The 25,085-nt window shown below is 49.2% G+C and carries 22 protein-coding genes; 7 read left to right on the forward strand and 15 right to left on the reverse strand.

Going from position 1 to position 25,085, the window contains the following annotated elements; genetic code table 11:
* Nucleotides 1-151 precede the first annotated feature (151 nt).
* Nucleotides 152-1,366, reverse strand: a complete 1,215-nt coding sequence (locus EL645_RS09190; protein ID WP_246035309.1) for an ISAs1 family transposase — start codon at nucleotides 1,364-1,366, stop codon at nucleotides 152-154.
* A 292-nt stretch (nucleotides 1,367-1,658) separates the two neighbouring features.
* Between EL645_RS09190 and EL645_RS09195 the strand changes: the two genes are divergently transcribed.
* A complete protein-coding gene (locus tag EL645_RS09195) occupies nucleotides 1,659-4,043 on the forward strand; it encodes a protein kinase domain-containing protein (RefSeq protein WP_126549739.1) in 2,385 nt (794 codons plus the stop codon).
* Between the two features lie 17 nt (nucleotides 4,044-4,060).
* Here EL645_RS09195 and EL645_RS09200 read toward each other — a convergent pair whose 3' ends face one another.
* Nucleotides 4,061-4,828 carry a hydroxypyruvate isomerase family protein gene (locus EL645_RS09200; protein ID WP_246035320.1) on the reverse strand — a complete coding sequence of 256 codons (768 nt, stop codon included), beginning with the start codon at nucleotides 4,826-4,828 and terminating at the stop codon, nucleotides 4,061-4,063.
* A 533-nt stretch (nucleotides 4,829-5,361) separates the two neighbouring features.
* On the opposite strand from EL645_RS09200, the gene EL645_RS09205 reads away from it, so the two are divergent.
* The 3 genes from EL645_RS09205 to EL645_RS09215 all read left to right on the forward strand — a co-directional run bounded on the left by EL645_RS09205 (nucleotide 5,362) and on the right by EL645_RS09215 (nucleotide 7,862).
* Nucleotides 5,362-6,108: a sugar phosphate isomerase/epimerase family protein gene (locus EL645_RS09205; protein WP_126549741.1), complete on the forward strand. Its 747-nt coding sequence runs from the start codon at nucleotides 5,362-5,364 to the stop codon at nucleotides 6,106-6,108.
* A 169-nt stretch (nucleotides 6,109-6,277) separates the two neighbouring features.
* On the forward strand, nucleotides 6,278-6,619 hold the full coding sequence (locus tag EL645_RS09210; protein WP_126549742.1) for a hypothetical protein: 342 nt from the start codon (nucleotides 6,278-6,280) through the stop codon (nucleotides 6,617-6,619).
* A gap of 46 nt (nucleotides 6,620-6,665) precedes the next feature.
* The gene (locus tag EL645_RS09215; RefSeq protein ID WP_161977254.1) at nucleotides 6,666-7,862 is read left to right on the forward strand and encodes a M48 family metallopeptidase; all 1,197 of its coding nucleotides are present in this window, start codon (nucleotides 6,666-6,668) and stop codon (nucleotides 7,860-7,862) included.
* Here EL645_RS09215 and EL645_RS09220 read toward each other — a convergent pair.
* From EL645_RS09220 to EL645_RS09245, 6 genes are all read right to left on the reverse strand, one after another.
* Nucleotides 7,826-8,905, reverse strand: a complete 1,080-nt coding sequence (locus EL645_RS09220; protein ID WP_126549744.1) for an LLM class flavin-dependent oxidoreductase — start codon at nucleotides 8,903-8,905, stop codon at nucleotides 7,826-7,828. The two genes, EL645_RS09215 and EL645_RS09220, sit on opposite strands and share 37 nt — an antisense overlap.
* Nucleotides 8,906-8,998: 93 nt before the next feature.
* Nucleotides 8,999-9,181 (reverse strand): hypothetical protein, encoded by a 183-nt coding sequence (locus EL645_RS44055; RefSeq protein WP_161977255.1) that lies wholly within the window; start codon nucleotides 9,179-9,181, stop codon nucleotides 8,999-9,001.
* The gene (locus tag EL645_RS09230; RefSeq protein ID WP_126549746.1) at nucleotides 9,178-9,825 is read right to left on the reverse strand and encodes a phosphate/phosphite/phosphonate ABC transporter substrate-binding protein; all 648 of its coding nucleotides are present in this window, start codon (nucleotides 9,823-9,825) and stop codon (nucleotides 9,178-9,180) included. Before EL645_RS09230 ends, EL645_RS44055 begins: the two co-directional genes overlap by 4 nt.
* Nucleotides 9,826-9,845: 20 nt before the next feature.
* On the reverse strand, nucleotides 9,846-10,478 hold the full coding sequence (locus EL645_RS09235; protein ID WP_126549747.1) for a hypothetical protein: 633 nt from the start codon (nucleotides 10,476-10,478) through the stop codon (nucleotides 9,846-9,848).
* Between the two features lie 784 nt (nucleotides 10,479-11,262).
* Nucleotides 11,263-12,489, reverse strand: coding sequence for a cation:proton antiporter (locus EL645_RS09240; protein ID WP_126549748.1), 1,227 nt, complete (start codon nucleotides 12,487-12,489; stop codon nucleotides 11,263-11,265).
* 104 nt (nucleotides 12,490-12,593) lie between these two features.
* A complete protein-coding gene (locus EL645_RS09245) occupies nucleotides 12,594-13,148 on the reverse strand; it encodes a hypothetical protein (protein ID WP_126549749.1) in 555 nt (184 codons plus the stop codon).
* 397 nt (nucleotides 13,149-13,545) lie between these two features.
* On the opposite strand from EL645_RS09245, the gene EL645_RS09250 reads away from it, so the two are divergent.
* Together EL645_RS09250 and EL645_RS09255 are read left to right on the forward strand one after the other, a co-directional pair.
* Nucleotides 13,546-14,553: a PstS family phosphate ABC transporter substrate-binding protein gene (locus EL645_RS09250; protein WP_161977256.1), complete on the forward strand. Its 1,008-nt coding sequence runs from the start codon at nucleotides 13,546-13,548 to the stop codon at nucleotides 14,551-14,553.
* A gap of 35 nt (nucleotides 14,554-14,588) precedes the next feature.
* On the forward strand, nucleotides 14,589-16,499 hold the full coding sequence (locus EL645_RS09255) for a HAMP domain-containing protein (RefSeq protein WP_126549751.1): 1,911 nt from the start codon (nucleotides 14,589-14,591) through the stop codon (nucleotides 16,497-16,499).
* A 92-nt stretch (nucleotides 16,500-16,591) separates the two neighbouring features.
* Here the strand turns inward: EL645_RS09255 and EL645_RS09260 are convergent, their stop codons facing one another.
* From EL645_RS09260 to EL645_RS45330, 6 genes are all read right to left on the reverse strand, one after another.
* Nucleotides 16,592-17,188 carry an enoyl-CoA hydratase/isomerase family protein gene (locus tag EL645_RS09260; protein WP_126549752.1) on the reverse strand — a complete coding sequence of 199 codons (597 nt, stop codon included), beginning with the start codon at nucleotides 17,186-17,188 and terminating at the stop codon, nucleotides 16,592-16,594.
* Between the two features lie 263 nt (nucleotides 17,189-17,451).
* A complete protein-coding gene (locus EL645_RS09265; RefSeq protein WP_126549753.1) occupies nucleotides 17,452-18,468 on the reverse strand; it encodes a lytic transglycosylase domain-containing protein in 1,017 nt (338 codons plus the stop codon).
* 205 nt (nucleotides 18,469-18,673) lie between these two features.
* On the reverse strand, nucleotides 18,674-19,546 hold the full coding sequence (locus tag EL645_RS09270; protein ID WP_126549754.1) for an RHS repeat domain-containing protein: 873 nt from the start codon (nucleotides 19,544-19,546) through the stop codon (nucleotides 18,674-18,676).
* Nucleotides 19,547-20,059: 513 nt separating this feature from the next.
* The gene (locus tag EL645_RS09275; RefSeq protein ID WP_126549755.1) at nucleotides 20,060-20,779 is read right to left on the reverse strand and encodes an RHS repeat-associated core domain-containing protein; all 720 of its coding nucleotides are present in this window, start codon (nucleotides 20,777-20,779) and stop codon (nucleotides 20,060-20,062) included.
* Nucleotides 20,780-21,122: 343 nt separating this feature from the next.
* Nucleotides 21,123-22,319 carry an RHS repeat domain-containing protein gene (locus EL645_RS09280; protein WP_443090041.1) on the reverse strand — a complete coding sequence of 399 codons (1,197 nt, stop codon included), beginning with the start codon at nucleotides 22,317-22,319 and terminating at the stop codon, nucleotides 21,123-21,125.
* A gap of 103 nt (nucleotides 22,320-22,422) precedes the next feature.
* The gene (locus EL645_RS45330; protein ID WP_371865728.1) at nucleotides 22,423-22,494 is read right to left on the reverse strand and encodes a hypothetical protein; all 72 of its coding nucleotides are present in this window, start codon (nucleotides 22,492-22,494) and stop codon (nucleotides 22,423-22,425) included.
* Nucleotides 22,495-22,776: 282 nt separating this feature from the next.
* Between EL645_RS45330 and EL645_RS09285 the strand changes: the two genes are divergently transcribed.
* Nucleotides 22,777-23,499 (forward strand): class I SAM-dependent methyltransferase, encoded by a 723-nt coding sequence (locus EL645_RS09285; protein WP_126549757.1) that lies wholly within the window; start codon nucleotides 22,777-22,779, stop codon nucleotides 23,497-23,499.
* A gap of 603 nt (nucleotides 23,500-24,102) precedes the next feature.
* On the opposite strand, the gene EL645_RS09290 is transcribed toward EL645_RS09285, so the two are convergent.
* On the reverse strand, nucleotides 24,103-24,582 hold the full coding sequence (locus tag EL645_RS09290) for an IS630 transposase-related protein (protein WP_126549758.1): 480 nt from the start codon (nucleotides 24,580-24,582) through the stop codon (nucleotides 24,103-24,105).
* Nucleotides 24,583-25,085 lie beyond the last annotated feature (503 nt).

Genomic DNA, 25,085 nt, shown 5'->3' on the forward strand with positions numbered 1-25,085 from the left:
TTGTAGGAATAAGACACATTCTCAACTGCCCAGTACAAAAAATAGATAATTGAAGATCCCTGTCTAAACTGAGCAAAATCTGCCCTCCATCATAACACAATCACAATAATATACCTATTGATGGGTGGTGGATTACAGGGCTTCGCAAAAGTCAGAGTAACCAAGCAAGGGCCTCCTCTGGGTGAGATGCAAATCGCCGGATTTGACGAGCCACATTGGAAACCTGATGCATATCCATCAAGGAGAGCACGAGCGAGTTGAGTACGGCAAGCATTTGAGCGACAGGAGGAACGCGAACGCCACATCGGTCTTCTCCCAACGTCACATCACGGCGCCCATGGAGACGATTTTCCACCGCCCAGTGGTCGCGGATGAGGCGGAAAAGCCGCTGGATCGAACACTGTTCTCGGCTCAAGGTCGTCAATCCGTACACGACCTCTACGCTCCTTTTCTCTGCCGTCTTGCGTTCCCGTTGTAATCGAAAGACCTGCCCAACTTCTCCCCATTCTCGATCCAGAAACTCGTTGAGGTCCGGTGAGGTGAGCAGGTGGCGCCGCTCCAGTCGGCCATGACCTTTTTCGACCTGTTCATAGGAGTGCCAGGTGCTTCGATCAGCGTGTGGATCTTCGAAAAAGAGTTCCAGATCCTCTCGAGTCACGGGCGTATTGTCTTTGATGATCAGAATCACCTCTCCTCCTGCCCGTTTTACCATGCGTCCAAACGCATGATAACTTTGAGCAGCATCGACGGTGAAAATGCGCCCTTTGCAGAGCACTTCGGTCAACAGCGGCTTGAGGGCACTGACTTCATTCTGCTTGTCGGCAATTGGACACTGATGCAAGACAATTCCTGTTTGCACTTCATACACATGCAACACATGCCTCTGCGGCTTTTCTCCTCCATAGCTCTGCTGACCGGTTCCCCGCAACACTTTGCCATCAATGGCCACATGAACAGCGCGCTGCTCTGCCAGCATCGCGAGACGACTGGGTTCGTCACCACATCGGCTTTCTGCCTCCTGCCGTAGCAACCAATCTCGAAATCGTTCATTGATCTGCTGGCTCTCCAACCGAGCGAGCGCATATTTGTACGTATTGGCACACGGCATACGCTTCCACTTCACGTTCAACTGCTCGCGCAGCCTCTCTCCTTGGTCTCGCGCCCAATCGCTGGCTCCCAACAGGCTTTTCATCCCAGCCAGTTTGGCCAGGATCAGCACGATGAGCACGTCCGCTAACGCATATTGCTTCCCTCGGGCTGCCCGCTGATCAGGGATCTGCGCACAGATGTCGTACAACGAACGCAGATGCGATGGGCTTACTTCTTGAATGGTCTTGCTTTCCGTTTTCAGTGTGCTATATTCCATGCAGAGTCTTTCCTCGAATGACCTTGATTTTTTTTTCATTCTACTGGATTGACTCTTCTTTTTCACCTCCCCCGGACTTTTGCGAAGCCCTGTGGTGGATTAGGATGAATGCGCCCGGGGCTATAATAAATATAGAAGCATTGTTTTTTAATGAACACATTAATTTAATTTTTGTGATGCATTCATACTGTTAAGAAGGCATGACTTGACGCCGACTATATTCCTTAGTTACTATACATCAGAGGCAACATCTATGTCGGCAGGTAGTAAGTGAGAGGGGAGTTGGGTCACGATGATACCTTCGGAAGAGCCACGGGCAACAGAGAATGATCAGTTTGTGGGGCACGTACTGCATGATGGAGAGTACCACATCAAGCAACTGTTAGCCCGGGATAGCACTAGCAGAGTATATCTGGCCGCGCATGTTACGCTGGCAACCCCACTCGTCCTCAAACAGGTACAGACCGATCAAGCGTTGCCCGAGAGTGTGGTGGCCGAACTAGATTATATTCTGCATGGAGGAGACATCTCACGCCGCTCAGCTACTACGCAGGATGCTCAAGAGGCTTTCTTTCCAAGCAGCGGGGGCACACAAACCGATCTTTTCCTGCGTGAGGCGCTATTGATGGCGCGCTTGCAGCATCCAGCGTTGCCAACGCTATATGATTATTTCTCTGAAGATGGCTACTGGTATCTGGTGATGAACTATGTCCCGGGCTGCACACTGGGCCAGCGGCTACAGCAAGATCCTGCCCTGACACCACTGGAAGCATTAAGCTATTGCATGCAGCTGTGTGACGTGCTGGATTACCTGCATCACCATGATCCCCCACTAATTTTTTGCGCGCTCCAACCAGAAAACATTGTACTGGTACCAGATACCTCACTGGTATTACTCAATTTAGGGAATGCTCGCTATTTCAGGGAACCACCCACCTGTAGCGAAGAAGAACCGGTCGCGCACACCAAATATACTGCCCCTGAGTTTGCGCCTAATGGAGCCTCTATCGATGTGCGGGCCGATCTCTATAGTCTGGGTATGCTGCTACAAGAAATGATCCTTGGCCCACATTCACGTCAGCAGCAAGAAGCGCGTGAATATCCTGCTACCCCCATCTCTACCATGCTCAACGGAATTATCAAGCTGGCAACACAGGCCGATCCAGGTGATCGCTACCAGTCCGCGCATGTCTTTTTTCTGGCCCTGGAACGCGCCTATCGCGTTGAGGAGCGCTTGAGCTATCAGCGCCAGATGTTTGGTCAATCCGTACAAAACGACAAGGTGAGGTTGCAGCGTCGTGGATCTGATAGTTCCGAGATAGCAACCGGGCCACTTTCCCACAATGATGAGACGGAGGTCGTTCCCTGTACCCTGGATCTAGAACAGCGCCGGGCGGATCGTGAGTCATTACAACGGATGCGCCAGGAGCGGCTGGCACACGATCAAATGGAGCAACAGTTGGCTTCGGTGGATGAAAGTCTCCAACGGCGGTCAAGTATGAGCCTGTCACAGCTCTCTCTACATACGCTGCAGGAGCAACCGCCAGCGACCAATACAAGCTTGCTGGCCCGCAAATTTCATCGCTTTATCCAGATCAGCTTTATACTTGCACTGGCCCTGTTTGTGATTATGGCCTCGCTACTGGTCTATGTACGTCTCCTTCAACCGGCCAGGCAACATATACAAATGGGATCTGATTCCAGCGCTTTGTCCAGGCATACTCAGTCTACAACCCTGACTAACGCCTGGCTACGCCTCCCATCGACGCTGAAACCAGAAGCGGATATGGCCGCCGTCTATGTGGTGGAAAAGGGTCACCCTTACGTCTATATGAATGGCGCTTATCGTAGCCCCGAGCATCCTTCCTATGACCATACGCTGTATCGCTATGATGTGATTGCGACCCGCTGGGAGATGGTGGAAAATAATTTTCCCGGTATGGTCAATAACGCGGCTGCAGTAGATGAACGAAATACTATCTTTTTTACGGTGGGCTACTCGTCCGAAAGCTATAATGTGCCTTCGTTGCTCTATATGTACCAGCCAGACACAGCCCAGTTGAAAAAGATTGTGCCACCTGACCAGATCACGATTGGCTTTGCCAGCGCGCTGTTTGCCGACCAGCAGGGTCACCTTTATCTCACACAGGGCTTTACCCAGCCCGGTAATAGCCATACACAGGCCGGTACAGGCTGGTATCGCTATGATATCGCGACCTCCCACTGGCATCGCCTGGCTGATCTGCCTGTAGGATTGGGATATGTGGTCATCAGCAGCGATGACCAGGGACACTTACTTATATTTGGAGGGTCGGTAGATGCGGGTCAACAACAACAAACTGACACTATCTATAGCTATGACATCGCCAACAATAGCTGGTCACAGGCCTCGACAAGCATGCCTCAGGCCATTAGTGGAGCTTCGGGCTGCGTTGTGTTGCCCGGCAAACTGGTCCTGGTTGGTGGCTATGATAAACGACAGGAGCAGGGGAAGGATAATACCTGGCTGATCGATACGCAGACGCTACAAATACAGCCCTTGATCCCTTTTACTGCTGGTGGATCAGTGCTGGGCGCCAGCGCCTGCGATGGGCAGGGCAATGCCTTTGTGGTGCGCGGGGCAGATGATCCTCAACTGCCCACGCGTGACTTCTGGCAGTTGCAAGTGCACCATTAGCCACACAAAACTAGCAGCTATGCTTCTAACTTGCTCTGCTCACAATCTTCAAATGCTACTTTCAAAGCCTGTAAAGGATCACCTTTGGGGATAAACTCATGGGCGATATAGCCACTATAGCCGGTAGCCTGGATGGCCCGATAGATCGGTGGATAGTAGATCTCTTGCGTTTCGTCGATATCATGGCGGCCAGGATTTCCAGCTGTATGATAATGGGCAAAATAGGGATGATACTGCCGAATGGTGCGAATGAGATCCCCTTCCATGATTTGCATATGATAGATATCATACAGCAACCTGACATAAGGTGAATTGACCAGCTCGCATACACGCACCCCCCAGGCCGTCTTATCACATTGGTAATCTGGATGATCCACTTTACTGTTCAGGAGCTCAACGATCAAAGTGACCTTAGCGGCTTCAGCTGCTTGCACTACCCGCCGTAGACCTTCAGCGGTATTCTCGGCACCCTCCTCATCGGATAAGCCAGCGCGACTACCACTGAAACAGATCAAGTTAGAAATGCCCCATTCTTTGGCCAGTTCGAGATTGGCTAAAATCTCCTGCTCGATACGGGAATGCTGATCGCGCCGATTCAATCCATGCTCGATTGAAGTATGTCCACCAACCGACACAATCTGGAGCCCATGCTCTCTGGCCAACGACCAGTATCTCTGATCGATCAAATCTACACCTGTATAGCCAATCTCCGCTGCTGTGCGCAACAGCTTCTCAGGCGCCAGATCATTCCTCGCAAAACACCACCAGGCAAATGACTGTTTCATAGCATATTCCTTCATCGTAAATATGTAACTATACTTATGTAACTATCCTAAAGAAAGGGTCAAACAGAGTTTGCGACAAAAAGCAGGTGACAAAAATTGAGGAGTACGGCTCTATACGTACTCCCTGTTATTGTACCCGATTTTTTTATCTGGAGGGCCAGAACTTTTGTTAAACCGCTATCTGTTCGCTTATATGCTCCCCTAAATACACATCAGCAAAGCCACCCTGGCCTAATAGGCTTGACAGCCGATAGCTCCCAATCTGCTTCCCTCGCATTTCGCTCATATTCCATCCCCAGAATATCTTTTTAAACGTTAAGCATACCAGTCCTACATAGAGAAGGAATGTACAATGCTTTGCTGAATGTTTCAAAACTCTAGGACGTTTAGCTAGCGGTATCAATATTTTTAAGTAGAGTAGAATACCACCTGCGAAGGACCAATGTTCATTCCAAAGGTGGTATACTTAGGGTAAGTTTGGGCAATGGATTAGCTTCAAATCACCTATTCATCATCAGTAGTAGGGAGTTTTCATGACTGAGACTGTAGCACTGCAGTTATACACTGTACGTGATGAAACTGCTAAAAATTTTAAAGAGACACTGCGCACCGTCGCAGAGATTGGCTATCCCGGGGTTGAGTTCGCTGGTTATGGCGATTTCAGTTCGAAAGAACTGGCAGCGGTCCTGGCTGAGTTAGGCCTGAAGACGGTCGGTAGCCATGTAGGGTTGGCCCTGGTTGAGAATGATGCCCAGCGCGAGATTGATTACTGCCTGGAAATCGGTAGCCCCTATTTGATTATCCCGTGGATTAATAAAGATCTCCTTGCACAGGAAGAGTCTTTCAAAAAATTCGCTGCTCAGTTAAATGAGTATGGGCAGCTTTGTAAAGATCGTGGCCTGACCCTGGCTTACCATAACCATGATTTTGAGTTTGCCCAGGTCAATGGAGAGACACTGCTCGATCGATTGATTGCTGCCACTGATCCCAATCTGGTCAAATTTGAGTTGGATACCTACTGGGCTGCTTTTGCTGGTGTCGACCCGATTGCCTTTATCAACAAGCATAGTAACCGGATTGCAACTCTGCACCTGAAGGATATGACACCTGATCGCAAATTTACAGAGGTTGGCTCAGGCACACTGGATATCGCTGGCTATATCGAAGCCGGCCAGGCCGCTGGCGCCACAGCATTCATCGTTGAGAATGATCAGCCCGCTATCCCATCCCTGGAGAGTGCGCGTCGTTCCTTCGAAGATTTACATCGCAGCTTAACCTAAAATTATTGCGAGTTCATATGGGAGGGATACAAAGCTATGTACTCCCTCCCATATCCTCGATCTAACGCCCACGCCACAGGATGCGGTTCGCTTGTATGGATCTTTGGTGCGATAAGGATGTCATTCCAGTTCCACTGAGTTTTGATATCCATCAAGAGGAGAGCTTAGCATGACTGACCTGACAGCTGTACCGAACTTTGATGAAGTTACCATCTTTATTAAAGAGCGCGTTGAAGCTATGCGTCTACCGGCAAGTCAATGGGCCGACCTCGCCAGGCTGGCTATTCAAGGGCTACCACATGATGCCCATCGCCTGGCAGAGTTAGAAGATCGCATTAATGCTATCCGTGCAGAGCTACGCCGCGTCGTACTTGCCGCCTCAGAGCACTTCTCAGAAGAACAACTCAACGATCTCCGCAAACGTGTCGGTATGAGTAAAACAGCCTGGCGAGCAGCCAAAACCAAGCGTGCCGTCACGATTAAACATGGTTTTTCGCTGGTCATTTATTAAATTTCTGCTACCATTCACCTTGCCCAATTCAAAGGAAGTAACTGGCATGGAAATCGATGTCGAACGACAGCAACAGGCGCGTGAGTATGCCCGCACGCGCCGCCGTATCTCGTATATTAGTATGGGCATTGGTGTACTCAGTATTCTGATCGTGCTAGGAGCAGGGCTGGATAAATGGTTCCGCGATGTGATTCAAGGAGCGACCAGCTGGCTACCATTCTTGAGCTGGCAACCCCGAGCAGACTGGTTTCCCTGGCAGATCGTCGTCTATTGTGTGCTGATCACGGTTCTGTATGAAGTACTGACCTCGCCCTTATCCTATTATTCTGGCTTTGTATTACCACGGCGCTATGGCATCTCTGTGATGAGCCTGCCCGCCTGGTTACGTGAACTGGGGATTGGCCTGGGTTTAAACCTGCTACTTGAAGCTGTATTTGTTTCCCTGGTCTATGCGCTCTTATCTTTCCAACCTCAACTCTGGTGGCTCTGGGTCGCGCTGATCATCCTGTTCTTTTCGGTCCTGATGGCCAACCTGGCCCCCATCCTCATCTTTCCAATATTCTATAAGTTCACACCGTTACCGGATGGTGAGTTGACGCAACGCCTGCTGAAGCTGGCCGAACAGGCTCATACCCGGGTGCGCGGGGTCTTCTCGATGAAGATGAGCAATAAGACGACCGCGACCAATGCGGCGTTGATGGGCCTGGGCAATACAAGGCGCATTGTGGTGGGAGATACGATGACCGATCGCTACACTATCGATGAGATTGAGGTGGTGCTGGCGCATGAACTGGGACATCATGTTCACCGCGATATCTGGAAGTTGATTGCCAGTCAAACGGTACTGATGCTGGTTGGACTCTTCTTTGCCAACCTGATCTTGCATTGGGTCATCGATCAGCAACACTACTATCGCTCCCTGACCGATCCCGCGACCCTGCCATTCTTCTTTACCTTGCTGGGCATTTTTAGCTTTATTATTATGCCTCTCAGCAATGGCTATAGCCGCGTCATTGAGTATCAGGCAGATGAATATGCCCTTACTTCGACTGGAAAAATTGAAGCCTTTAAAAGCGCGATGAGGCGCCTGGCCAACCAGAATCTGGCAGAGGTTGAACCGGCGCCCATCATTGAGTTTCTCTTCCACTCGCATCCATCGATCCAGAAACGCTTACAGCATGCGGACGAGTTTGCGAGCCGTAGCGGTTATACGGCCAACGCCTCTTTAAGCGCTGAAAGTTGAGCCGCTGCTTCATCGGGCGAGCCATCGGGCATACTTAGCAATGGCTCGTCTACACCCAGGGCCGCCCAGCTGTCTATTTTGGCAGCGCACTCCCGGGCGGTCCCAATAATGGTTGTACTCTCCAACAAACGTGGACTAACGGCTTCAATGGCTGATTTCATGCCTTGCTGCCAGCCAGCTAGAACGGCCTGTACATCTTCCTCAAAGCCATTGCGGGCCAGCATTTGCGCATAGTAGACGCCCATCTTCCCAATATAATAAGCCAGTGGTGAGGCCGCCTTAAAACGGGCCGCCTGCCACTCTTCCTCTGTGGCGTTATCGCGCAAGATCACACTGGTAATATAGGGAGCGATGGCCGCGCTATGGGCCGGTCGGCCAGCCGCCAGTGAACCAGCATCCAATTGCTCGCGCAGCGATCCCCAGCGGGTTGCAGGCCAGTAGACGGGCAAGACACCATCCGCGATCTCGCCGGTCTGAAAAATATTCCTGGGCCCCATGGCGGCAATATAGATCGGCAGATCAGGACGCGTCGCTTTAAAGCGTAGCTTAAATCCTCGCTCCAGCTGAAAAAGCTCGCCTTTGTGCATCAGCTTATCGCCACGCAAGATAGTACGGATAATCTCGACATACTCACGGGTACGCTGCAGTGGCTTTTCAAACGGCACGCCATGCCAGTGCTCAACTACCTGCGCGCCCGAAGGTCCCAGGCCAAGCAGAATACGGCCACCCGAGCGCTCATCCAGGGTCGCAACCGTGCTGGCAATCAAGGCTGGGCTGCGCGAATATATATTGGCGATACCGGCCCCGATCTTGATTCTTTTGGTAGCTCGCACCAGGTCCGACATAGAAGTAAAAAGTTCATAGCCCCAGGACTCACCCAGCCAGACCGAATCATAGCCCAGCTCATCGGCCAGGCGTACCTTTTCTATAACTTGATCCCATGCGGCGGGAAAATTGGGAGAGTCTGCTACCAGACCAATGCGGGAACGGTAGGATGGTGGATTGTGCTCAGCACCATTGCCTGTTTCACTAGCAGTCGTCATACGCTCACGTCTGTCCTTCCATTAGTGTGATTTACGCACAATGAACATATTGATGCCATTATTATAGCGTATCCAGGCACAGTAATGTGGGCCTTAGCGCCTGAGGCTAATAGCAGGTTGCTCAGCCGCCTGCACGCGGGCAAACATAGCACGAATATCGTTATAATCCTCATCCTCTATCGCTACCAGGCGCTCGATACCTCCAGCGTGCAACAAGGCCGCCTGCTGAGGATCTTCATGCATATGGATCAGAACGTTCTGGATCTCCCGTTTCAACGCTTCCGGTAGGCGCCGCGCCGCGACGATGGGGGAATCGTCGAGGGACCCAGCGCGTCGATGACGCGAAGCTGGGAGGCCAATTGCGGCTGTCGCAGGAGCAAAACATCGAGCAGATGAGAGTCGATAGCAGTGGCATCTACCTGGCCATCCAGCACCAGTTGCAATGATTGGAGGTGGGCACCGGACTTAACAGTATGACCAAAATAACTAGCGTTTTCCTGTCGTTCCAATAAACTATACTGCACCAGGTTATAGCCAGAATGAGAGGCCTCTTCGTTATAGGCCCAGCTAGCGCCACGCAGATCGGCAAAGCTCTTAAAAGCACTATCCTGACGCACAACGACATCTGAAAAATATCTGGGCTGCCACTGGTAGCGCTCGGGACGCAAGACGGGAGCCGCTAAAAGCTCGACTTGATCAGCGCTGCTGACCCGCAAATGCACATAGAGCAGGCCGCATAGAAAGCCAACATCGGCCTGCTCGGCCTGAAATTCATCCAGACTATAACCGCTACTTGAGACTACCTCTGAGCCAATCTGTTGACCCACATAGGTCGCAATCGCCGCATAGGTTTCCTGTAATAACGAGGACAGAAAATTAGCAAAGTGCAACGGAGCCGCTCGGTATTCTCCTTCTGACATATACAATCCTTGTCTGACTATCAATAATTAACTTCATGCATGTGAAAATTTTTAGTGTCATGCTGAAAAGCATAATGTTTGGTCTTGAGCAGCCGGGGCACATTTTTGGCCAGTCCACCCGGAAAAATGCCGCTATGAATACGAATCCAGTCATAGGCACGGGGTGCCAGGCGATAAGCCGCATGCTGATGCATATCAATACTCTTCAAATCAGTTTTAACATCAAAGGTCTGCATCACAACCAGGTTATACCAACGACCAGGACGTAGCTCCAATGATGAGTAGGCCAGCAAGCCGGGAATATGCATTAGCTTATCCAGCATTTTGCGGTCCGCTTGAAAAAGTTCTTCATTTAAGGTATCGTCTTTCGCCCGCTGCCGTCCACTCACAAAACCCACAAAGGAGAGCGTCTCATCTGTGGTAAGCAGTTCAGGACGATAGAAAACGATACGATGCAGGCTCGACTGGCGCTCATTTAACTCATACACGCCGGGAAAGCTTGTACTGCTGGCCTGCTCCATTGTGAGCAGGGTTAAGCGCAGCTGACGAGCCATATGGCGCAGTACAATCAAATCCAGCTGACCCTTAACAACTTTATTTCCTGGTAGTCTACCTATCTCTTGCACTTGCACTGGCAATGTATATTGTAACATCGGATACACTCTCCACTCTGTCATGAGTAACATAAAAAAAGCTGCAACGAAAATTTATGGATGCAAAAAAGAGCCTCAACCGCAACAATAGCAAGCAGACTGTGTTTTAAGGTAAGGGAAAGCCAGTGTCATCAAACAACAAAAAGTTGGAAAAGCTTTGAAATGCTAATCTACTGACCAGTATCTGCTTAATAACTATCCAGGTACATTTTTTACAGCTGCGGGGCAATCAAATTTAGTAGTGCTAGCGACAGTGGGGACAACACATACACATAGACATGAGCATGGAGGGGTAAGGGAAAAGGGAGGAATTCGGAAGAACATATCTAGCTGCGCTATGAGAAACGCTGTCCGCAGTCAGCCGGGACCGCCTGGACAAATAATATTGTGTCGCCATCTTTCTACACTCCAGATCTATGTGTTATGAAAGCTACGTCCCCAGAGAGGATAAGTAACTGTCGTTACACACGATTGTAATAGAGATGGGAAAGGGCTGTCAATAGGTAGGTTCGCTATATTTGTATGACATTGCTGTATAGGAAATAGCTATACAACAATAAGGAAAAAATAGTCGTAACACCAGAGTAATTATGTATCCAGGTGCAGCTCATCACAGCCTCAAGCAAGGCTAAAAGCCAGCTTAGCTACTTTTTCCATGAGTTTGATTGGAGCAGGCTAACGCACTCACAATCTTCACTATATCCACGCCAGATAAGCAGCTTCATCCATAGGAATATAGATAATATGAACATAATTTAGCTCGCGCTCAATGGTACTACTTTCGCTACTGTAAGCCTGGAATACGGCGCAGCACCGGGCGGATACTGAACCCTTGTACCAACAATGTAAACAATACAACCATGTAGGTAGAAAAAATTAAGGCTGTACGATCAGGTATATTGGTAGGCAGGGCTAGCACCAGAGCCAGCGAGAGTGCACCACGCAAACCACTCCACAAAAGGATAAAGCGCCAGGTGTGCAGACGTTTTCGCAACGCGCCGCCAAAGGCCAGCGGTAAGATTAAGACCATGACGTAGCGCGCGACCAACACTGCCCCAATTACTACCCCCGCAGCCAGCAAGAGCGAGATCGGCTCCTGAGTCGTCAAAAGGCTGACCGGATTGAGTTGCGCTCCCACTAGCAAGAAGAGCAGAGCATTGGCCAGAAAAGCGATCATACTCCAGAAATCATCAACCGCCAGGCGTGTCTCTTCCGACATGCCCTGTTTTAAACAGTAATCGCTAAGGATCAGAGAGGCCACAATTACCGCCAGAATGCCTGACATATGCATGGCATCAGCCAGTAAATAGACCCCATATGCCGTGACAATCGTCATTGTCATTTCGATGAGGTGATCATTAACCTGGCGCACACAGCGGCTGACGGCCAGACCACACAGGGCGCCCACCAGCACGCCTCCACCAGCCTGGAGCAAAAACACGCCGATTCCCCTCATCACTGCCACCCCAAAGGTCACCTGCTGGCCCTGCAACGATAGTAAGACAATCGCCAGGAATACCTGATAAAGTGCGCCAGCCACACCATCATTAAAGAGACTTTCTCCTTCAATCAGTATTGAGAGATGCTCATTGACTTTAAGTTGTCTGAACAGGCCTAACACAGCCACAGGATCGGTTGGCGATAGAATGGCCGCCAGCAGCAGCGCTACCGACCAGGGTACATGCACAAAAAAATATAAGGGTAGCGCAATCAAAATGAGCTCAAGCAAGAGTCCAGGTACGGCCAGCAACAAAATAGGGGCCCAATTTTCACGCAACAATTTTAAAGAGATTGACCAGGAGCCTTCAAAAATCAGGGGTGGCAAAAAAACAAATAAGACCAGTTCCGGCGAGAGGTGAAAGGCATCTAGATGCCCAAATAGACTAATCAGCAGACCGACCAGCACCAATCCCAGGGTGTAGGGTACGGCAAAACGCCTGGTAATAAAAATTACCATCAGAGCAATTAAGAGCAAAACCACTAGCAAGCGAACAACAATCAGTATTTCCATCCATACATAATCCTTTCATTTCTAGATATTCGTTTCTACATAGCATATTAAAAGGTCCATGTCCAGCTAGCGCTAGCTGGACATGGACCTTTTAATATGCCGTCTTATTTTACAGCAACCGTCACCGGCACATCCAGAATATACAGCGGACACATACCGCCAGCTTTACAGAGTGCGCGACTAGAAAAGTGGAGCTCCACAGTACCAGCGCTCTGGGCAATGAAGCGCCAGACACATACTTTATCGCTCTTCAAAGCATAACCAGCGGGCTTTTGTATTTGTAGTTGAGCCGGCATAGTCTTTGGTCCTATCCACCTTTTACCAAAAGGGAAGCGGAACTCAATAATATCACCCGTATGCGCAATAACAGTTGCGTCAGTCGTTCCGCTCATAACCACCGTTTCATTGGCCTTTGGAGCGTTGCCAACAACTGTATCGCTAGGACATCCCTGTGTGGTACCATAACCAGCTATACTAGTTGGGGTAGGCTGAGCTGCCGTAGAATTAGAGCCACCCGTAGTGGTTGAGCTACCACCACTACTATTACTACTATCAGTATTCCCACACCCCGACAATACAACTATAAGCAAAATCATTAGCACCCCGAATACGCTTGCTGTCTGTTTACCTTTATCGAAAAGCATCCGCATTGTATACATAATGAACTCCTTTTCTGCAACCAACCATCTTTGATGAAGTAGCCACTCACTACTATGACGCTGCACTTACCGTAAAAGTTCCCCTCATACAAACTATACACAGGTGATCATGACTATACTTTTAGCCAGTTAAACAAGCTTTCAATAAACAAGCTCTTCAATAGCCTTTTTATCCTATTAGTGAGTCTCTTAACAAAAAACGTATCAAACGACTTCGCAGGCGCCTTTACGCATTTTTTAACTATGCCCTGGGGCTAATTTAACGCTTGTATAACAATCGCTTAATCAAGCTCATTCATAATCGTTGTGAGACGCAATGATATTTTCTAATTCAACCAGGGCATTCAAAAAACTCCACAATACATGGAGAAGAATAACGTCCAAAAGGATAATCTTTATGCAACCGAACGTCCATGCCAATCTGCGCAAAAAAAGAGCTCGCATGCTGCCGCAGTCTGTTGTGATGGGCATTTTACCCGTATTTGTACTACTTTTCGCAGCCTCACTTCTGACCGGATGCGCAGGCACTGATCAGCAAACGCAACAGTTTAGTGGGCAGCTAAAAATTAGCGGCTCGACCGCCCTCCAACCATTGGTAGCCGCGGCTGCCAAAGAGTTTATGCGCCAGCATCCTGAAGCACACATTACTGTAGCCGGTGGTGGCAGCAAAACGGGACTACTCAAAGTCTTTCAAAAGCAATCGGATATTGGGGACTCAGATTTGTATGCAGATCCCGCTATTTATCCCGATCCCAACATGACAGATCATATTATCTGTGCTACGCCATTTGTGATGATTGTTCATCCGGATATCAATATTACATCGCTTACAAAAGAACAGATCCTGGATATTTTTTCGACTGGTAAAACCACCAATTGGAGTCAAATCAAAGCGGGGCTAAACCAGCCCATCCATCCAATTATTCGTCCGTCATCTTCGGGTACACGCGAAACATTTCGTAAATATATCCTTGGCGGTGGCGATGAGATCGGTACACCACTCAAAGTTGACGATACACAACAAGTCGTGAATACCGTTGCTAATACCCCTGGAGCGATCGGCTATATCGCGCTTTCAGCCCTGAAACCAACCGTGAAAGCCATCGCCATCGATAATGCGAGCCCAACCGCAGAGACTATTAGTAATGGCACTTATAATTTCTGGTCATATGAACATATGTATACGTTGGGAGATAACAATTCCTTATTGAGCGCGTTCCTGGACTTTATGATCAGCCCTGCAATGCAGCAGGAAGCACACCAGCTAAGCTATATCACGATCGATGAAATGAATGTGAAAAAAATAGCCTCAATCCCGGCAAAACCGTTGCATTCGGACACACTAGCAATCTCGCCTTTCACGGAAAAGGAAAGCGAGATCATCCGTAGTGAATCGTATGAATAAGCCAGATCTATTATCAGACACAATTGGGGACATCTATGTCTAACACACAAACATACAACCAGAATCCATTGCGCATCCGCTCTTCGCTCAGGCGTGGCGGTTCACTTTTAATTGATCTACCCATCGGTACCCGGCTAACGCTTGGCTTCCTGGCGGCAGCCCTGATAGCAGCGCTGGTCACCGGTGCTACTGGCTTGCAACGTTCGCAATCTTTGAGTCGGCAATCAGAATTCTATCACAGCCTTTTGACGACCAATACCAGTTTAAATACTGGTACCCAGTACTTACAGCTCATCAAAACAGAGACCCAATCGATCCTGGCTCTGCTGCAAACACCAGCGCCATCAAATGAGACACTGCAAAGTGAAAAAGATGCGCTCAAAAATTTGATCAGTCGCTATGATGGTCTGTTAACAGATTATTTGAATCATGATGTGCTCGAAAAGAATGCAGACCAGCAGTCAATTCTAGCTATCAATGGTTCGTCAAATCAGCTCATTCACCAGCAAAATATTTTGGCGGCCAGTGCTCAACGTACCTGGTTAACCCATAAAAACGCATTAACAGAAATTTTACACGATTTTGATAATAAGGATATAACCAGGGCTAATAATCTGGAGCAGGTGCAGATCGAGCTGACGAATAGTGACGCCACCAGTGCAACACGTGCCTTGATTCAATTCAATGTGCACCTGACTGATTCAATTAATGCAGCACAAACTATTGAGTTCCAGAATCAGATTATTACCACTGTAATTGGATCAATCATCGCCTTCATCTTGATTTTGATCATTGGTCTGGTGATCTCGGGGACCATTGTCCGCCGCCTACGCTCATTGCGCGAGGTAACACAGGCAGTCGAGCAAGGACAATTCGATCGACGTGTCAATGTCATTGGCCGTGACGAGATCGCAGATGTTTCTGGCTCGGTTAATGCGATGCTGGAAGCAATTGTGGGACTGCTGGATGAAACACGTAATCAACGCGATGCGCTCACTAACGCAGCCGAACATCTCTTTACCGATATGCGCGTTGTGAGTGCGGGTGACTTGCGCATTAATGCTCCAGTCAGTAATGATCCTATTGGTATGCTGGCCAATGCATTTAATTTCACCGTTGGACGCTTCCGCCGCTTTGTGCAGCGCACAAAAACGACTGCTGAGCAGCTAGACGTAATTGCACGCCAGCAGACAGAGCGTTCAGAAAGCTTTACGCAAGCCCTGCTGCAGGTCAAAACTGTGAACAAAGCAGCTGTGGTGGTAGACGCGACTAATGTGGGAAACAAAAGTAATCCTGGGAACATGGAGAAGGTTGATGGGCAGCAGGCGGCATTACTTAATCAATTGCGCCAGATCCGGGAATTGATGCACCAGGTTTCCAATGACGAGATCTTACAGCATATGCGTACGACATTGGGGATATCTGAACAAGTCTCCAATACCATTGATCGGCTCTCCAAGCTGCCCAAGACGGCCAGCACCCTTAATATGAGCGCGGAAGAATTACGAGTACACTTCGTTGAGGATCTGCGCACTCTAGATAATTTAAATAAGCGCCTCTTACAAGAAATCCAGATTTCCCAGAGAACCACGGCCCGGGGCTTCGAAGAAATCGAAAAAGAGATGGCTCAGATTACGGCAAAGGCGCGCTTACTGAAGCCTCAAAGTAGCGATGCCGCAACTCCACGAGCCAATACTGAAGCGATACAAGAGATTGTTAAACACAGTACCCAGTTCGCCAACGAGATGCATGCTCTGGCTCGTCAAATAACCCAGATGGCCCAGGAAATTCGCACCGGTATCGTGAACTTCCAATTGGATACAGTCGATAGCGGCAGTAACTTTCCCGTGCTCTCACAACCTGGCTTCGCGCAAAACGCGCCAACCCAGAATAGCCCGACCGTACCCAGACGTAAAAATTCAATGGGCCTGCTAGAGATACGATAAATAGCTAAAACAAAGACGCTTTGATATAACATAGAAAAGAGCTGATTCGCTAAAGAATCAGCTCTTTTCTATGTTATATCAAAGCGTCAGGTTCAAGCCACACTTATTAACATGGTCAGAAGCTCCTCTGCATCCTGCAGAAAGCGCCTGGGAGACAAGACCTGGTGTACCATTCCAATTTGCATTGCATCGTGCGCATTCAGCGTCTCAGCGCTTTCTACGAGGCGTTCCGTTTCTGACTTACCAATCAACGTAGGCAATATCTCTGTCAATGCTCGCGGAAAAAGGCTATGACCTGGTGTGGATAAACGCAATAAGGTATCTTCACGCGCAAAAATGGTCTCGCATAGGATTGCAAGTTCACATCCAATTCCCCAGGTAGCTCCCTTGATCAAAGCAACAGTTGGAATACCCTGACTATGTAAAACCTGCATTGAATGCTCGATTGAATGCGCGGTCTCTATAAGGGTTTGCTTATGCGCGATAGAGTCATCCGGCAGATCTGCTCCGGCACAGAATGCTTCATCACCCATGCCAGTTAGAACAATGAGACGCGGGGGCTTGTTGCTCGCCTTAAGCAATGCGGCTGAAAGTTGCTCAAGCATCGCTGCGGTCAACATATTTCGTGGATGTCTGTCAAGAATGAGCCAGAGAATGCCATTGCGTTGACGGACATGTATATCCGACATGAAATACTATATCCTTAATGGTGAATAAACTTGCCATCATTATGCCAGTGATTGCATAAAATGGCGTGCATCTATCGTTTCGCGCTAGCACTACTTGTGGTGTGCCATGTACCAAAAGATTTCTGCTTGCTCTAAAGTATATCCTCATCAACCTGGAAATTCAAGCATATCTCTCGATGCTGTTAAAAGAAAAAATAGCAAGATTGCTTATGAGGTAGGGAGGCAATCTTGCTATCTGGCGACAACGAATTGATGTGTTTTATTTAACCCATAATGATATTGACGTAGTTCTGTGTTTCGGCGGGCAGGTAAGATAACCAGGCAGCACCACCGGCGGCCACTGCATTATCTACCGCTCCAGAGCCAGCATTATAAGCGGCCAGCGCCTTGGCATAGTTGCCACCATACTGGTTGGAGAGGTTAGCCATCATCCGGGCTGCTCCATACAATGCATCGACAGGATCATAGGGATTAACGCCCATGCCGGCGGCGGTAGATGGCAAGAATTGAGCGATACCGACCGCGCCAACAGGAGACATGGCATAAGGATTAAAGCCGCTCTCTTGATTGATCTGGCGCACAAAATAAACCGGGCTGATGCCATATTTTATCGCTGCTTGCTGAGCGATAGCAACGTACTGGCTTCTAGGTAGATTGGTGGTAGGGGGAGCCGGAACAACAACAGGATTGGCTGCCTGTTGGGCCTGTTGTTGAGCAGGTGGGGCAGCATTACGGCCAACGGCGAGATTCCAATCTTGCTGCTGCGTCTGTACCCATTTGATGGCGCCATCAAATAATGGAACACCACTCTGCCCACTACCGAGAGGGGTCATGGTAATCATGGTAAACATTAATACACCGAATGTGGCCAGTACAACTAATCCATGGCGCACATGCAGGTTCAATCCATGATGTTTGCCTGACTGCTGTTGTATGAGCAAGGCTTCAGTATCGCGCTGGCGTTTTCTATCACCAGGAATAACCAATGGCGCGCGCGTTCCCTGGGCTGGTGGCTTCAAGGTTGAATGGAGCGCCAGCACCAATGACTGGGTTGTCTGCGCGTTCTGCAGTACAATCGGGTTGTGACTATCTGTCTGTCTGAGCTGTACCGCACGCGACTGCTCAGTGGTAATCAATTGGGGAAAAGCATCGGTCTGGATGTTCGGTGTCGTGACATTGGCCCCAGGAATCGGGGTCATCGTTGCAACACCGGGGATGCGCTCTCCTAGAGGTTCGGCATCATCGCTACTGAACGGACGCAGAGAGTGAAATTGTGACATTAACCCTACCTCATATAAAAATATTTTTTATGACACTTGTTGTTACTACATGTGAGTCTAACTAAATAAACCGAGGCTCGTCAATTCGTTGCGCACACCGTAGGCCAAAAGTCATAGAAATGCATGTATGAAATCTTAACCTTTTACAATAAAAGAAATCCGGGAGCTCCCTTTTTAAGCAGAGCATCTTGCGTCACTTCCGCTCTTAGTATGCCTGGTGATCAGCGGCAATACCTCCTATACATGCTAGAACGTCTCCTATTACAGTTGGAGTAGTTCCATGCGGACCAACATAGTTGACAAGATCATTCTCGGCATACTCATAGGGGTTGGCCTTGGGCGTTTCCTGCAGGGTACCACCAATGGGCGTACGCTGGGTCCAGCGGCCGAAGATGGGATCGTAGTAGCGAATGCCAAACTTGGTCAGCCCGGTGGTGCTGTCGTAGTAGCCTCCGGCATACTGCCAGGGGTTGACGATTCCGCTCTGGACGTTGCTGCCGGAAATGCTGCCGAGGGGATCATAGTCGTAGCTGGCCACCAGGTTACCCGCACTATCGGTCATGCCCACAATCGAGCCCTGCCCGTTGAAGAGATAGTAGTAGACTTTGCCCGCCGAGGTGCGCTCGCTGTTGAGCAGACCGCAGCTACAACGGACGTACTCGTAGGTCGTGCCTCCTGTCTTTTCAGTGCTCAGGCCCAGGCCGGTGTAGACCGTGCTGGTCCCATTGTTGGTGGTGCGCTCCGTCTGGCCGATGCCCGTGTAGCCGTAGCTATAGCTCTGCGTCGAGCCTGACGCCGTGCCGGTGCCACTCACATCCTGGTTCGCGTTGTTATAGCTGTGCGTCTGGGCGTAGGAGAGCGCCCCACGACCATCGCTGCCATTGGTGATCGACGTCAGATTCCCATCGGCATCATACGCATAGGTGGCACTGCCCGAAGTCGGTTGGCCTGCATAGCTACCGGTGCTGGTCGCCCCCGTCGGCTCGTTGTCCGCATTGTAGTTACTATACGTCGCCACGAAGTTGGAAGATCTGGTGTACTGCGTGGATTTCAGATTCCCGTTGGCATCGTAGCCCATAGTCCAATATTATCCGCTATGCTGGACACCTGAACTGTTAAGAAGATCTCTTTTGTAGTGTTAGCCATACCAAGAGTCTTTCATGCAAAGGATCAAAACGGTTTTACTATTCATTTCTCAAAGAAAGCCACATTTATCTACTCATAATTCAAAGCCTTCTATGATTTGTTCTTTTGAAATTAAAATAGCTACTTATAGCAGCAACTAGTATGACCAATAACACCAACAACAAGAACCAGATAAGCCCTAAATCAGGGAAAGCAAAGGAAAGTCTCATTGCAAAATAGAACCCACACATGCAACAAACCCCATAGAGCAGGATTGTTTCTGCTAAACGAGAATGTTTCTTTCTAAGAAAAAACGTTCCTCCGATGCCTATTATTGTTAAGATTATGACACCTATGAGTACTATAGGATTTTCTACCATTGTTTTCATATTTGCACCTCTGAACTAAAGTTTTACGGAACAAAAGAATATTAACATTCTTTTGTTCCGTAAAACACTTTCTAAAATTATAACCCTGGTCGGCCATTACATTCTTGGACTAAGTTATATGCAGAATAAGCTATAAAGGCAATGCCCGCGCCTAATAGAACAGCATCTACTATCGTTCCGACTGGTGTCGCTTGTGATGCTGCGTATAGATCTAATCCCCCATCAATAATTGTTCCATCAGCGGCTGCTGTCATACTAGCCGATGTTGCAGTTCCAGCTCCACCCGCCAGTTGAGCGGCACTAAACGAGAGCACTGACTGAACCCCTCTCGCTAGACCAGCCAACGAAAATAAACCTACTAAAGCATCTCCCTCACAACTTGCACCGCTAGGATCAATATTATTGACAGGATTATTGCCAGCATACATATACGGGTTGGCCTTCGTGGTCTCCTGCAGGGTCCCACCAACGGGGGTGCGCTGGGTCCAGCGGCCGAAGATGGGATCGTAGTACCGAATGCCGAACTTGGTCAGGCCGGTGGTGCTGTCATAGTAGCCTCCGGCATACTGCCAGGGGTTGACGATTCCACTCTGCACGTTGCTGCCGGAAATGCTGCCAAGGGGATCATAGTCGTAGCTGGCCACCAGGGTAGCCGCACTATCGGTCATGCCCACGATCGAGCCCTGCCCGTTGAACAGATAGTAGTAGACCTTGCCCGCCGAGGTGCGCTCGCTGTTGAGCAGACCGCAGCTACAACGGATATATTCAGTAGCATTTCCTGCTTTCTTGGTAACCAACCACAATCTACAGCAAGCAATGCCTTTTCTCTCATAGATTTAAGCTTAAACAGCCTATATGTAATAATTTTTATTTTCCTTTTCGAGCGAAATTAGCAAGAAGAAACGCTTGAAAAGCAATGATCAGTGTTAGTATCCCAATATAGAAACAATATTGGGACCATCCCATATTACGCTCAATTCGTAACACATACGCAACAGCAAAAGTGATTATGGTAATGATAAACCATATTAATGCTGCCTTTTTACCAGTTATTAAACGCATTTGTTGTTTGCCCTACTTTCCAATAAAGAAATAGAGTGCTATATTTCTATGGTTTTAGCACTCTATTTCTTTTAGTAGCTAGAACCTTATATGAATTTCAGGTAATCCACACGCAGACCTTATAGCTTCATAGAAGACGATTAGTTCTGCGGTAATAACGACAGCAGTGACAAGTACAGTCAAAATCGCAATGATACCACCAACAACAGGAAACCCTATAATGCTTACAAACGCTGCCAGGGCAAAAAACTGGCTTGACAATATAGAGGTTCCTGTTATGGATGCAGTTAATAGAGGGAGACCAACGGTTATTGCTGCTATGCAGGCACCGCTTATATCAACACTCCATTTCCCTGATGGATCCACCTCATTGACAGGATCATTATCCGCATACTCATACGGGTTGGCTTTGAGTGTCTCCTGCAGGGTGCCACCAACGGGGGTACGCTGGGTCCAGCGGCCGAAGATGGGATCGTAGGAGCGGATGCCGAATTTGGTCAGCCCGGTGGTGCTGTCGAAGTAGCCACCGGCATACTGCCAGGGGTTGACGATTCCGCTCTGCACGTTGCTGCCGGAAATGCTGCCAAGGGGATCGTAATCATAGCTAGCCACCAGGTTACCCGCACTATCGGTCATGCCCACGATCGAGCCCTGCCCGTTGAACAGGTAGGAGTAGACCTTGCCTGCTGAGGTGCGCTCACTGTTGAGCAGACCGCAGCTGCAGCGCACGTATTCATAGTTCGTGCTCCCCACTTTTTCAGTGCTCAGGCCCAACCCACTGTAGACGGCGGTGTTGCCGGTGTTGGTAACCCGATCGGTCTGGTTACTGCCACTATAGCCGTAGGTATAGTTGGCCGAAGAACCAGAGTCCGTTCCACTGCCGCTGATATCCTGATTGGCGGCGTTATAGGTGTGCGTCTGGGCACGGGTGAAGGGTCCAGGACCACCACTGCCGTTGGTGACCGAGGTCAGGTTGCCGTTGCCATCATAACTATAGGTTGCCGACCCGCTGTTGCTGCCGGTGGAACTGGCCGAGGTAATCTCGTTGTCGGCATTATAGCTCATGGTGGCGTTGAAGGTCGAGGCACCGGTGTAGGTACGCGTCTTCATATTGCCGTTGTCATCGTAGGTATAACTGACCGAGGTGTGGTCGCTATAAGTGATGGTCTTCACCCGGTCCAGGTTGTCATAAGTATAGGTTGTTGTATGGTTGTTGCCGTCGGCGATGGAACTGACCCGGCTCAGGCTATCTGGTACCAGGGTGGTTTGGCCCATGGGCGCTGGCGGCGTGATTGAGGTCAGGTTGCCATGGTTATCGTAGCCATAGGATGTCGTATTGTTGTTGGCATCCGTCTGGGTCTTAATGGTGCCATTGTTATTATAGGCATAGAGCAGTCCCTTGACTGCTGATCGGCAGATCTTGGGGCAAACGAATATCATAACTATGCACACAATGGGAGGTGTGCTGGCACGTTGGGCAAACAGCCGTTGTATCTGTAGCATGGTCAAGAAGGCTTCTTTATGGGCAGCGGAGCAACAGCCACAGGATCAGCGACCACGGGCCGCATCACGTCGCCGGCTACGAGTTGGGCAACGCAAACCAACCCGCGACCCTGTGAGACGGGAGGAAGCTTCTTGACGCATATCCAAGGCTTGCAACGGTTGCGCTTGCCTAATACAATATCCTCTCTTGTCATCACACAGACACGCGTGAAAGTGAAAGGAAGGGACAATGTCAGAAGTTACGAACGAAGCGACAATTAAAGCCTGGGGCGACGTCCCACTGGAGCAGGCTGAGCAATTTGGGGATGAGGGTGATACGACCAGGCAATATATGCTCAATCCCGCGCTGTTTGCCTTGCTGGGGGATGTCAACGGGCAACATATTCTGGATGCTGGGTGTGGTCAGGGTTATCTCTGCCGACTGCTCGCGAAACGGGGCGCGACCATGACTGGCATTGAGCCTGCCGAGACGTGGTATGTGTACGCTCAGAAAAGGGAGCAGGCTGAGCCGCTGGGTATCCAGTATCTCCAGGCCGATCTCTCCACCTGGAGTCCTACACCAGAGGCATTTGAAGCTGTCGTTGCCAATATGGTCTTGATGGATATCCCAGATTACCTGCCTGCGCTACTCAACTGCGTGACCGCGCTGAAGCAGGGAGGTCGCCTGATCTTCTCGCTGTTGCACCCCTGCTTCGAGGAGTCCGGTTCAGCCTGGACTAGCAAGGGATACGTCGAGGTACGTGAGTATTTCCAAGTGCGTACTGTACCCCAGGGCTACGGGCATTTTATTCACCGCCCACTCAGCACCTATTTCAACAGTGTCATCCAGGCAGGCTGCACCATTCAGCAGGTGATTGAACCACAACTAGACCACGATGTCGCGCACCGTTTGCGAGCCGAACGCTACGCTCATGTGCCAGGATACATTGTGATCGAGGCAGTGAAAAGGTAGAAAAAGACTGTTTAGGGGTACCTTGATTGAAACACGTGTTTCAATCAAGGTACCCCCGTTTTACTCTGGAAATCATGCCTGTGGAGCAGTGCTGCGTGATGACGGAACAGCTGTGAAGACTGGTTCCACGATTAAGCATGATATGACGCGTCCCGCCAGAAATTGCTTCCAGTCGTAGCCTGCGTGCAAATTGTCGTGCTCCACTGGGAATCCGCCACAATTTGTTTCTCATCGCCGTTTGCAACAGCCCGAAAAGGATGCCATTTTATGCTTACAAAATGAGCCGTTGTATTTTTCCGAAAAGCATCAAAGAGATGAGATGAAATTGCACCGCCATTTTATGGGAGAGAAATTTTTCTCAAAAACCGTCTCAATGCACTCCTCAAGCCAATCGTCAGCAAATTATCTGAGAGGAACGCGCCAATTTATCCTGAGAAATGATACCAGGATCTGCTCAATGTACAACTCAAACACCTGAGAATCCGCTGAGCCTTCCAGGATAAAAGCTTCGCCCATGCCTTGAAGCGAAAGCGAAGCCAGGAGCGTGATATTCGCTCTCCTGTTGCGTGGAACAGAGCCATAGACCCGTTTTCCCTGTGGCGATCAAGCATACAAGCGGGTGAGGGCAATATTCGAGCCACACTCATCAATGAATATCAGTTTGCTGGCATCCAGTTCTTTGGCTTGCTCGCACCAGACATCGCGGTCGGCCTCATTCTGCTCACTTGCACGGATCGTCTTTTTCTTGCGGGTCCAGTTCAGACGCGTGATCGCACGGCTCATGGTCGCGGAGCTGACCTCGATACCATGTGTGGCTTCCCAGAACTGGCAGTGCTCGGCAAGGGTCGCATCGGGGTGCGCTTCGAGGTGTGGGAGCAGTCCAGCGTGCAGCGCTGCCCCTTTCTTTGATGGGCAGCCTAGAATGGCCTTAGGTTTGACATCACCGGTTTCGCGCCTTAGCTTGAGGTAGCGTTTAATCGTGGATCGAGACACTGCAAAGGTTTTCATAATCTCCGCACGCGGCTTTCTCTGGTCTACCGCGCGCAGAATCCGCTGTCGTAAATCGTAAGAATAAGCTCGCATGAGTCTATTTTGTCACGGGGTCCAAGCGTTGTGAAGACCACTGTAGGCCATCTATCTATCAAATATTTCTTATACGAATTTTTTTATCATTTCTTCTTCATTATAAAAATTCTATTTATGATTGCTAAAAAGACGTACATACCAAGAAGGATAAAACCTACCGTACCGAAAAAATGAGGGTCATGAAAAATAATCGACATCAGGTAAAAAATGCCTAAAAGAGCCAGGCCAATGATTACAACTAAAATAATATATAATTTTGTAGACATTACTCTCTCCTGAAATGTAATAAGTAAGTCGAGTAAAAACTTTCCATAATAAATGTCTAGAGTTTACCCCTAATATAAACCATAGTAAGGAATCACATGCGGTATCTCTAAAGGCTAAATTGCTTATTATGTAAAAGTAAATCTCAACATCGGCAGTGCATTTATTAGATGCACTGCCTCAAACAAATGAGTTGTTACTTAGTATGAGTTGCTTATTCGGCACTCATTTTAAGT

The sequence above is a fragment of the Dictyobacter kobayashii genome (assembly GCF_003967555.1).
Taxonomy (GTDB): domain Bacteria; phylum Chloroflexota; class Ktedonobacteria; order Ktedonobacterales; family Ktedonobacteraceae; genus Dictyobacter; species Dictyobacter kobayashii.

Coding starts and splice junctions, on each gene's coding strand:
- EL645_RS09190 (WP_246035309.1), bottom strand. CDS start 1,366: ATGGAATATAGCACACTGAAAACGGAAAGCAAGACCATTCAAGAAGTA.
- EL645_RS09195 (WP_126549739.1), top strand. CDS start 1,659: ATGATACCTTCGGAAGAGCCACGGGCAACAGAGAATGATCAGTTTGTG.
- EL645_RS09200 (WP_246035320.1), bottom strand. CDS start 4,828: ATGAAACAGTCATTTGCCTGGTGGTGTTTTGCGAGGAATGATCTGGCG.
- EL645_RS09205 (WP_126549741.1), top strand. CDS start 5,362: ATGACTGAGACTGTAGCACTGCAGTTATACACTGTACGTGATGAAACT.
- EL645_RS09210 (WP_126549742.1), top strand. CDS start 6,278: ATGACTGACCTGACAGCTGTACCGAACTTTGATGAAGTTACCATCTTT.
- EL645_RS09215 (WP_161977254.1), top strand. CDS start 6,666: ATGGAAATCGATGTCGAACGACAGCAACAGGCGCGTGAGTATGCCCGC.
- EL645_RS09220 (WP_126549744.1), bottom strand. CDS start 8,905: ATGACGACTGCTAGTGAAACAGGCAATGGTGCTGAGCACAATCCACCA.
- EL645_RS09230 (WP_126549746.1), bottom strand. CDS start 9,825: ATGTCAGAAGGAGAATACCGAGCGGCTCCGTTGCACTTTGCTAATTTT.
- EL645_RS09235 (WP_126549747.1), bottom strand. CDS start 10,478: ATGTTACAATATACATTGCCAGTGCAAGTGCAAGAGATAGGTAGACTA.
- EL645_RS09240 (WP_126549748.1), bottom strand. CDS start 12,489: ATGGAAATACTGATTGTTGTTCGCTTGCTAGTGGTTTTGCTCTTAATT.
- EL645_RS09245 (WP_126549749.1), bottom strand. CDS start 13,148: ATGTATACAATGCGGATGCTTTTCGATAAAGGTAAACAGACAGCAAGC.
- EL645_RS09250 (WP_161977256.1), top strand. CDS start 13,546: ATGCAACCGAACGTCCATGCCAATCTGCGCAAAAAAAGAGCTCGCATG.
- EL645_RS09255 (WP_126549751.1), top strand. CDS start 14,589: ATGTCTAACACACAAACATACAACCAGAATCCATTGCGCATCCGCTCT.
- EL645_RS09260 (WP_126549752.1), bottom strand. CDS start 17,188: ATGTCGGATATACATGTCCGTCAACGCAATGGCATTCTCTGGCTCATT.
- EL645_RS09265 (WP_126549753.1), bottom strand. CDS start 18,468: ATGTCACAATTTCACTCTCTGCGTCCGTTCAGTAGCGATGATGCCGAA.
- EL645_RS09270 (WP_126549754.1), bottom strand. CDS start 19,546: ATGGGCTACGATGCCAACGGGAATCTGAAATCCACGCAGTACACCAGA.
- EL645_RS09280 (WP_443090041.1), bottom strand. CDS start 22,319: ATGGGCCAAACCACCCTGGTACCAGATAGCCTGAGCCGGGTCAGTTCC.
- EL645_RS09285 (WP_126549757.1), top strand. CDS start 22,777: ATGTCAGAAGTTACGAACGAAGCGACAATTAAAGCCTGGGGCGACGTC.
- EL645_RS09290 (WP_126549758.1), bottom strand. CDS start 24,582: ATGCGAGCTTATTCTTACGATTTACGACAGCGGATTCTGCGCGCGGTA.